The following is an 8991-nucleotide window of genomic DNA, read 5'->3' on the forward strand; positions in this document are numbered from 1 at the left end:
GGATTGATCATGATGTGCGCCCGGTGCGTGCCGGGATCCATAATCCACGGCATCGCCGGGCCTTCGGGTTTCAAAGGTAGTCCGGTACTTTCGGCGGTGGCGTAGGGAATGTACACTACGTAGCGCAGGTAGCCGTCTTTCATCTCGCCCTTGGTGGCGTCGTAGTCCTCATCCTTTCCTGAATACACAAAAAGGGTAGCAGGGGCTTCGGGCATTTTCAGCTTGCCGGATTTTACCTCTTCTTCCCGCATATCAAAAACTTCCTTGGAAGATTTCTTGTCCGTTTTCATTTCCCGACCCCGCGCCATAAATGGTTCCAGGCTGGCGTGGTAACAGGACACATTGACACCCTTGCTACCAGGATCGTCCGCCAGGCAGATGAGGTCATTGGTACCTTCGCGCAGGATTTTAAACTGCCCATCGGCCCCGTAGCCGTACACTTTGGCGCCGTCGCGCTTGTCGGCAGGAGCAGCGAGCATGGCGGTTTTAATTTGCATCTCCGTGCTGGGCGCAGGCGAAGTCTGGGCTTGGGCGGTGGGAATCACCAGGCAAGCAGCAAATGAGGCAATCAGTAGTTTTTTCATCTCTGATATTGGGTTGATTAGTTTTTTATTTGTTCTCGTTTACGTCAAATATGCAAACCGGATTTAAATGTAAGAGCTCTAAAGATATGAAGAAAGTGCGTCCTCAATTCAAAAAGAGCTAAATTCTCTCATTCTCTCACCGCGCGGGCAATCCCGTCAAAATTGTTAGTACCCATTGATAATAAACCCACCATCTACCCCCAGGCACTGCCCGGTAATGTAGCTGGCGGCGGGCAAACTCAAGAACAAAGCGGCGGCGGCTACTTCCTCGGGCTGGCCCAGCCGCTGCATGGGGGTGCGGGCGATGATGCCTTTGAGTTTCTCGGCGTCGGCCAGCACGGTTTCGATGAGGGGCGTTTCGATGTACCAGGGGGCGATGCAATTGACACGAATGCCGTCCATCGCCCATTCGACGGCCAAGTTGCGGGTGAGTTGGGTGAGGGCGGCTTTGGTCATGCCGTAAATGGAGCCGCTGCTAATGTGCGTCAGCGCCGACACCGAACTCATGTTGACAATACAGCCTTTGCTTGCTTTGAGCAATGGATATGCCGCCCGGCTCAACTCGAACACTGACCGTAGATTCACCTGCATGATGAGGTCATACTCGTCGTCGGCGTAGGCCATTGTGGCTTTACGGATGTTCATGCCCGCATTATTTATCAGGATATCCAGCTTCCCCCAGGTTTGCTGAACGTGTTCGATGATACGCCCGGCTACTTGCGGCTCGGCCATGTCGAAGGCTTTGCCCACGATGGAAAGCCCATTTTCAGCGGCTTCGGCACTCATGCTTTCGATGTCCTCCTCGCCACGGGCCAGCACCATCACTTCGGCTCCCGCCTCGGCCATCAGTTGAGCGCAGGCTTCACCGATGCCTTTAGTGCCGCCCGTGATGAGGGCTTTTTTTCCTTTGAGATCCCAATTTTTCATTTTATGTGGTAATGATTTTTGGTGTAAGAGTTGGGGTTGATTTTAAACATTTTACCTAAACCTAAAATTTATTTCATTAAAAAGGGAGAAAACTATGCTTTTTTACCTTTAATGTACAAGCTGTTCTTACAAGAAGACACGGACTTTGGCTTTTAAAATAAATAACCTACCTGACCGATGAGATTTACCAAACCCTTTTACTTCGTTTTTTTGAGTATCGTTGCGCTGGGTTTCCTGGCCGCTTCTTACCAAAACACCAATCCCAGCCGCATGGGCGGGGCTGCACTCGACACGCTCTACAATGACCTGACCGAAGCGCAGAAACGATCCCCACAGTACGCTGTGGCCGGACTAACCGTGGCCGAAGGGCTGGAAGCCAATCTCTTCGCGGCGGAGCCGACGATCACTAACCCTACCAATATCGACGTGGATCACCGGGGCCGCGTGTGGGTCTGTGAAGCCTACAACTACCGCCCCGCCATCAACGGCAACCCCACCAACTCGGAAGGCGACCGCATCGTGATTCTGGAAGACACCGATGGCGACGGTAAATCCGATAAGAGCAAAGTTTTCTACCAGGGCCCGGAGGTGAACGCGCCACTGGGCATTCTCGTTATGGGCAATAAGGTATTGGTGTCACAAAGCCCCTACGTGTGGCTGCTCACTGACACCGACGGCGACGACAAAGCTGACAAGAAAGAGGTGATTTTTGAAGGAATCGAAGGTGAACAGCATGACCATGGTATGCACGCTTTCGTCTTTGGGCCGGATGGCAAACTATACTTCAACTTCGGCAACGCGGGCGGTCAACTGCTCGACGGTAAGGGAAAGCCCGTTGTTGGTAAGGATGGCAAGCCGCTGGATTTCAAGAAAAATCAGGAAGGTATGGTTTTCCGTTGCGATCCTGACTTTACCAACGCCGAAATTCTAGGCAATAACTTCCGAAATAATTTCGAGGTGGCCATCGACAGCTATGGCACCATGTGGCAGTCGGACAATGACGACGATGGCAACAAAGGCGTACGTATCAACTACGTGATGCCTTACGGAAACTATGGCTATAAGGATGAAATCACCAAAGCGGGCTGGCGCGCCAACCGCACCAATATGGAGGATTCTATTCCCCAGCGCCACTGGCACTTGAATGACCCCGGTGTAGTTCCTAACTTGCTGCAAACGGGCGCGGGTTCGCCCACCGGTATGATTGTGTACGAGGGTCGTATGCTGCCCAAAGTGTTTCAGGATCAGATGATTCACTGCGATGCCGGACCCAACATAGTACGCTCTTATGTAGTAAATAAAGACGGCGCGGGCTACACCGCCAAAATCGAAAATGTGCTGGAAGGCAAGCGCGACCAGTGGTTCCGGCCTTCGGACGTTTGCGTGGCACCCGATGGCTCGCTCATCGTAGCTGACTGGTACGATCCCGGCGTGGGCGGCCACCAGGCGGGGGATCAAAAGCGGGGCCGCATTTTCCGCGTGGCCCCGGCCAACACGGCTTACCGCATTCCAACGGTGGACGTCACCAATGCTGCCAGTGCAGTGGAGGCTCTGCAAAGCCCTAACATGTCGGTGCGTTACATGGCCTGGAATGCGCTAAGAAAAATGGACAAGGCGGCGGTATCCCAGCTCAGCAAGCTTTTCAACGATGAAAGTACCAACCCCCGGATGCGGGCGCGGGCTTTGTGGTTGTTGAGCAAAATCGAAGGCACAGCTTCCCCTAGTTTGAAAAAAGCTTTGAAGGACTTCAACCCCGATTTGCGCATTACCGCCCTGCGAGCCACGCTGGAACTACCCGGTGACCACATTGCTACCATTTCCCAACTGGCCGACGACCCCGATCCGCAGGTGCGCCGCGAGTGCATTTTGGCTCTGCATGACAATAAATCAGAAAAAGCCGCTGAAATCTGGGCGGAACTGGCCAACCAGTACGACGGCAGAGACCGATGGTACCTCGAAGCGCTCGGCATTGGTGCCGAAGGACAATGGGATCGCTTCTTCTCAGCTTGGGTAGAAGGAGCGGGGGAAAACCCATTGGCCACCGCCGCGGGTAAGGATATCGTGTGGCGGGCCCGCACCGCCGAGTCGGTGCCGCTGCTGGCCTCGCTGGCGGGCGACCCATCAGTGGATCTGGAAAGTCGCCTGCGGTACTTCCGGGCCTTCGACTTCAATCCCGGCGGGAAGGAGAAGTCGGAAGCCTTGCTGAGAATCATGGAAGGCAAAGCAGCCAACCAAACTGAGATCAACAAACTCGCCCTACGCCACCTCGACCCTGATTTTGTCAAGAAAACACCCCGCGCCCTGGCTGCACTACAAAAGCTACTAGACTCGACCTACGGCACCACAGAGTACATTGAACTTATGGATCGCTACGGTCTTACTTCTGAGAACAAGCGGCTGTTTGACTTGGCCACCTCTAAGCCATATGAAGGCGTCGGCCGGGATGCAGGCCGAATTCTGCTGGCACAGGGCGGCTCTCCGATGGTTTGGAACGCTGTAAAAGGAACTGATACCAAGAAAGCAGGTGCTGCGCTTGCCGCTATTCGCAGTGTAGGAAGCAAAGAGTCGCTGGATATCCTGAAAACGGTGGCTCTCAATACAAAACATCCAATGGAAGTGCGCCGCGAGGCAGTAAAGGCCATCGGCGGTAGTGGTGGTGGTGAAGATTTGGTTTTAGAATTGTTAAGGGAGGACAAACTCCCCAAAGACCTGAAAACTGCGGCTGTACAAAGTGTCAACGGTGCCTGGCGGAAGTCGGTGCGCATGGAAGCCGCAAAGTATCTGCCCGGCGGAGCAACGGCTAGTGTCACCAAGCACCCGGCCATGCCCGAGCTCGTGAAGATGAAAGGTGACGCAGCGAAGGGCAGAGAAGTATTCAAAATGTACTGTGCGGTATGCCATCAGGTAAATGGCGAGGGCATGGACTTCGGTCCCAAACTCTCCGAAATTGGCAGCAAACTACCCAAGGAAGGCCAGTACATGGCGGTCTTTTACCCTAGCGCGGGCATCAGCTTCGGCTATGAGGGTTGGGAGGTGAAGTTCAAGGACGGCTCATCCGTCACGGGCATTGTGGCCAGCAAAACCGAAACCGACCTCATTATGAAATTCCCCGGCGGCAGCACTCAGGAATACAAGATGACTAATGTCAAGTCAATGAAGCAACTCGACGACTCCATGATGTCGGCGGGCCTGCACGAAGCCATGAGTACCGAGGAACTGACAGGATTGGTGGAGTATTTGGGCAGCTTGAAAAAATAAATTGTTTTAAAAAGGGTTAATGGTTAACGATACGCGGATTTCGATCTATATCAAAAGAAATCGTAAACCGCCGCTTCACTGTTGACCATTAACCCTTTTGCCCCCTCTACACCTTCACCTCCTCCCCACAATGCGGGCACTTTACCGTCTTGGCGGTGCGTGCGCTGCGCTTGGTTTCGTTGATTTGCTCGATGAAGCCGGAGGCCAGGATACCCGTCGGTAAGCTGAAAAGCGCCACACCGAGGATGGAAATGAAGCCACCAAAGACTTTCCCCAAAGGGGTAATTGGTACCATATCGCCGTAGCCTAGTGTCGTCATCGTAACCACACCCCACCAAATTGAGGTCGGAATGCTATTGAAAACCTCCGGCTGAGCCGGATGCTCGATGTAGTAGATGATACTGGAAGCAATCAACATCGCGAAGAGGAGGAAGGTGTAGCTCAGGATGAGCTCTTCCTTGGTATAACGCACTGCCGTTTTGATCATGTGCAGGGCGCGCGAGTACTTAGTGAGGCGATACAGCCGAACCAGCCGCAGAATGCGCAGCATCCGAATCAGCCCGAAGTCGGCGTAAAAGAAGGTGAGGTAAAAGGGTAGTATAGCGAACAAATCTACCAGCGCCCAGCCCGAAAAGATGAATTTCACCCGTCCCCAAAAAGGATCGCTATACTCTTTGCTCTCCACGCTCGCCCATACCCGCAGCACGTACTCAACCGTAAAGATCAGCACTGAGAAAATCTCGAAGTCGATGAACAACTGCTCCAGCAGGGGGTGCTCACGAATCTCCGGCACCGAGTGCATAATGATCGCCAACGAATTGAGCGCAATCAGCCCGATAATAAAAAGATTCACCATCAAAGGGAACCCCTTCTTACCCCGCGTGCTGATCGTCAGCGTATAGTGGACTCTTTTGCGGAAAGTAGACATTTGTTGTTGATTTGTTGAATTGTGTAATCGTTGAAACGGTCGGAACGGGCCGCCCCGCGCCGTCGCGGTGATGTTGATCTGGCGTGTTATTTATTTGTTCAAGTTATTGATTCATAATAAGTTCGATTACACGATTACACGATTACACGATTCAACAATTATACATCATTTAAACAGCGTTTCTCCCCCCACTACCGTCCGGACTACCTGCACCGACCGAATTTCGGTCAGCGGGATTTTCATAATGTCTTTTTGCAAAATCACGAAGTCGGCGAATTTGCCGGGCTCGATGCTGCCGCGCGTGCGGTCTTCAAAGTTGGCTTTGGCGGCCCAGATCGTCATGCCGCGCAGGGCTTCTTCGCGAGTCAGAGCGTTTTCCATTTGAAAGCCGCCGTCGGGGTAGTTATTGTCGTCGGTGCGGGCCACGGCGGAGTGAAAGCCGAAGAGCGGGTTGACGGCCTCTACCGGGAAGTCGCTGCCGAGCGGGATATAGCCGTTCTCCTTCATTAAATCTTTGAAAGCGTAAGCCGTTGCGATCCGCTCAGGGCCAAGGCGTTCGTCGGCCCAATACATATCGGAGGTAGTATGAGTGGGCTGCACGGAAGGGATAATCGAGTACTTACCGAACTTGGCAACGTCAGGCTTCGACACGATTTGGGCGTGTTCGATACGCCAACGGCGATCGTTGGAGCCTTTGAGGTACTTTCCGTACAAATCGAGCACGAGGCGGTTGGCCGAGTCGCCAATGCAATGGGTATTGGCCTGGAATTCGCTGTCGGCGATGCGGGCAAAGTACCCGTCCATCGTGGCGGCGGGCGTCAGCAGGAAGCCTGTCGAGGCGTCGTCGGCGTAGGGTTGGAGCAGGCAGGCCCCGCGCGAACCCAATGCGCCATCGGCGTAGATTTTGAACGAGCGTACCGTCAGGCGATCGCTTTGGTAAGGGCCTTTGAGTAGGTAGTAATCCAGGTTTTCGGGGCTGACGCTAATCATGGCGTAATCGCGGATTTTCAAACTACCCTCCTTGTGCATCTCGTCGATGAGGTCGATGTCGGTGCGGCTGAGTCCGGCGTCGGAAACGGTCGTCAGACCCAAAGCGAGGCAGGCTTTCTCGGCGGCTTTCAACATTTGACGCTTTTCTTCCTGCGTAGCCGCCGGAATGACGCGGCCAATGAGTCGCTGCGCATTATCTACCAAAATTCCCGTTGGCTGACCATTTTTCAATTGCACCAATCCGCCTTCCGCCTTGCTCGACGCGTTGACCTCGGCCATTTCCAGAGCCTTTGAGTTGACCAAAGCCGCGTGGCCGTCAATGCGGGTGAGATAGACCGGAATATCGGGAAATGCCTCGTCCAGTAAAGATTTGTCAGGGAAACGTGTGTCGTCCCAATCGTTTTGGTCCCAGCCACGGCCCATGAGCCATTCGCGGTCGGGATGGTCGGCACGGAAAGCCTTGAGCCGCTCCACGATTTCGGCATAAGAAGTAGTACCGACCAAATCGGTGGCATTGAGTTTTCCGCCCAAACCCATGAAATGGCTGTGTGGGTCGTACAATCCGGGAAAAACGGCCTGTCCGCCCGCGTCGATGACGGAGTCGGCCTCGTACTGGTTCAGGATATCTTCGCTACTGCCAACGGCCACGAACTTCCCGTCTTTTACGGCAAATGCTTCCTGGCTGGTGAAACTCGAATCTACGCTGTAAACTACCCCATTATGCAGAATCAAATCCACGCGATCTTTGGTCTGACACTGCCAAAGAAAAATTGGGATAATAAAACAAACGAATACTAAAATTCGGGCCTTGCGCATAAGTTGACGTGGTTTGAGGGTGGTTTGTCAGAACAATTAAGTATTCTTGTGAAGCGAATGTTAAATTAATCCCGGAATACCCACAATACCAAATTCATGCGATCGAAAACAGCTACTCGATTTATTGTCAGGTTCAGAATTTGTGCCATTCTGACCTTTCTGCTTGGCATCATTACACCAAATGCTTTTGCCCAAAACATCCTTACCCTCGAGCAAGCCATAGCCATCGCTCTGGAGGAAAACTACGCGATCAGAATTTCGGAAAAACGAATTTCAATTGCCGAAAACGATAACACGCTGGGCAACGCGGGGTTTCTACCCTCGCTCAACGTGGCGGCGCAAAAGAACTTCACGAACAGCCACTTGCGGCAGGAATTCTTCAACGCTCTGCAAGCTCCCATCGATCGCTCGGGTGTAAACAACAACAACTCCAACACCGGGGTATCGCTCAACTGGACGATTTTCGACGGCCTGGGTATGTTTGTTGCACGCGACCGCTTGGAAGAACTAGAGCAGGCTGGCCGTACCAATGCCAAGATCACCATCGAGAACACGGTGGCTGACATCAGTTCGGCCTACTACGAAATCATCCGGCAATACCAGCGGGTGCGGGCGTTGCGGAACGCGCTGGATATATCGAATGACCGTCTGGAACTCGCCAAAGCATTTTACGAGGTGGGTAGAGGATCGAAGGTGGATTTTATTAATGCCCAGGTGGATTACAACGGCGACACCGCCGCCTACATCGCGCAGGTACAGACGCTGGACAACGCCAAGATAGACCTGAACGCACTGCTGGCCAGAAATACAAGCGAAGATTTTGCGGTACCCGACACCGTGATTGCCCGGCGGGATATTTCGGTCGACGATTTGCGGCAAAACCTTCTGGCCCAAAACCCAAATCTTGTGTTTGCCGCCCAACAACGCCGCCTTGCGGAACTTAACATCAAGGCCCTCTCAGCGCAGCAACTGCCGCAGGTTGACCTGCTGGGCGGATTTGCCTATACGACCTCGAACAATCAGGCCGGATTCGGCCTCAAAAAAGGCCGAAACGATATTTGGAGCTACGGGGCGCGGGTGTCGGTCAACCTCTTCGACGGCTTCAATCAACGCCGGAGAATCCAGAACGCCAAGATCAATTCCCTCATCACGGAAGACCAGGAATCGGACGTACGGAATCAACTATTGGCGGCCTTCGACCGTTCGCTGCTCAGGTACCGGAACAGTCTTCAACTCGTGGCCCTCGAAGAAGCCAATACCAAACTAGCCCGTCAAAATGTCGAAATTGCCTTTGAACGTTATAAGGTAGGCAACTCTACTTCCTACGAATTCCGCGAAGTGCAGCGCAACACCGTCGCCGCCGAAACCCGCCTCATCGAAGCCGAATACAACGCGAAATTGGCGGAGATAGAACTACTTAGGCTGAGCGGAGGGCTGTTGGAGGAGGTGAGAATGTAATTGGAGTACCTGTGTGCCTAAGTACCAAAG

6 protein-coding genes are annotated in these 8991 nt (G+C 53.3%); 2 read left to right on the forward strand and 4 right to left on the reverse strand.

Features of this window, described 5'->3' with window-relative positions; translation table 11 throughout:
- On the reverse strand, window positions 1–584 hold a 584-nt coding region (locus ACEW8P_RS14720), incomplete at its 3' end, for a hypothetical protein (protein WP_373513837.1).
- Between the two features lie 165 nt (window positions 585–749).
- Window positions 750–1511, reverse strand: coding sequence for an SDR family oxidoreductase (locus tag ACEW8P_RS14725; RefSeq protein ID WP_373513838.1), 762 nt, complete (start codon window positions 1509–1511; stop codon window positions 750–752).
- Between the two features lie 177 nt (window positions 1512–1688).
- Between ACEW8P_RS14725 and ACEW8P_RS14730 the strand changes: the two genes are divergently transcribed.
- Window positions 1689–4769, forward strand: a complete 3081-nt coding sequence (locus ACEW8P_RS14730) for a PVC-type heme-binding CxxCH protein (protein ID WP_373513839.1) — start codon at window positions 1689–1691, stop codon at window positions 4767–4769.
- A 106-nt stretch (window positions 4770–4875) separates the two neighbouring features.
- Here the strand turns inward: ACEW8P_RS14730 and ACEW8P_RS14735 are convergent, their stop codons facing one another.
- Together ACEW8P_RS14735 and ACEW8P_RS14740 are read right to left on the reverse strand one after the other, a co-directional pair.
- Window positions 4876–5697 carry an ion transporter gene (locus ACEW8P_RS14735; RefSeq protein ID WP_373513840.1) on the reverse strand — a complete coding sequence of 274 codons (822 nt, stop codon included), beginning with the start codon at window positions 5695–5697 and terminating at the stop codon, window positions 4876–4878.
- A gap of 165 nt (window positions 5698–5862) precedes the next feature.
- Window positions 5863–7503, reverse strand: coding sequence for an amidohydrolase (locus tag ACEW8P_RS14740; protein WP_373513841.1), 1641 nt, complete (start codon window positions 7501–7503; stop codon window positions 5863–5865).
- 96 nt (window positions 7504–7599) lie between these two features.
- Between ACEW8P_RS14740 and ACEW8P_RS14745 the strand changes: the two genes are divergently transcribed.
- Window positions 7600–8961, forward strand: coding sequence for a TolC family protein (locus ACEW8P_RS14745; RefSeq protein ID WP_373513842.1), 1362 nt, complete (start codon window positions 7600–7602; stop codon window positions 8959–8961).
- The last annotated feature ends 30 nt before the right edge of the window (window positions 8962–8991 follow it).

The organism is Persicitalea sp. (assembly GCF_041751555.1).
GTDB lineage: Bacteria > Bacteroidota > Bacteroidia > Cytophagales > Spirosomataceae > Persicitalea.